This is a genomic window from Ruegeria sp. L12, from assembly GCF_056531745.1.
Genome location: NZ_JBQFMH010000049.1, coordinates 1 through 561 on the forward strand (window position 1 = coordinate 1; position 561 = coordinate 561).

1 protein-coding gene is annotated in these 561 nt (G+C 49.6%); it reads left to right on the top strand.

Annotated features, from left to right (window positions below; genetic code table 11):
- The first annotated feature begins 139 nt into the window (after positions 1-139).
- Complete coding sequence (locus tag ACR0K9_RS21485) at positions 140-397, top strand: YjhX family toxin (protein ID WP_480713223.1); 258 nt, start codon at positions 140-142, stop codon at positions 395-397.
- The last annotated feature ends 164 nt before the right edge of the window (positions 398-561 follow it).

The window sequence follows — 561 nt, forward strand, 5'->3', positions numbered from 1 at the left end:
ATGGAGATTTTATGAAAGAGAATCGGGGCTAACGCCCGTTCCTGGCGACACAAATTCAGGAGCACCAACATTGATAGGCACACTCACGCGCGACGCTGAGTGTCCTGTTTCTGTACTTTCGTAAAATCGAGACATCCCAATGAACATCTCAAAGCACGAGCAACGTGTTTTGCATGAACTCGCCTTAGGTGGCGAGATAAAATACGCGCGCGCCGACAATGGTAAGGTCCAGTCCGTCGAGTGCTACACACGTGATGGCTTTGTCTTCTCTGCCTGCACGATGGACGTGTTCAAACGCCTCAAAGACAAGCGCTTCATCAAATCGAAAAATGGCCGCCCTTATCGGATCACCCATTTGGGGAACCAGTCCGTTCGCGCGCAAATGAACCAACGATAATCCAATCAAGAAGGAGAGTTTTCTATGAAAACACCTCATCAAATCCAATACGACGCTTTCGCTGCTGCCGGAGGCTTATACGATGAACGACATGCGAAACTGTATGCCGATTTTGCGGATGACCTGATCGCAGACGGCAGCTTTTCCATCGTTTATGAGGGGGT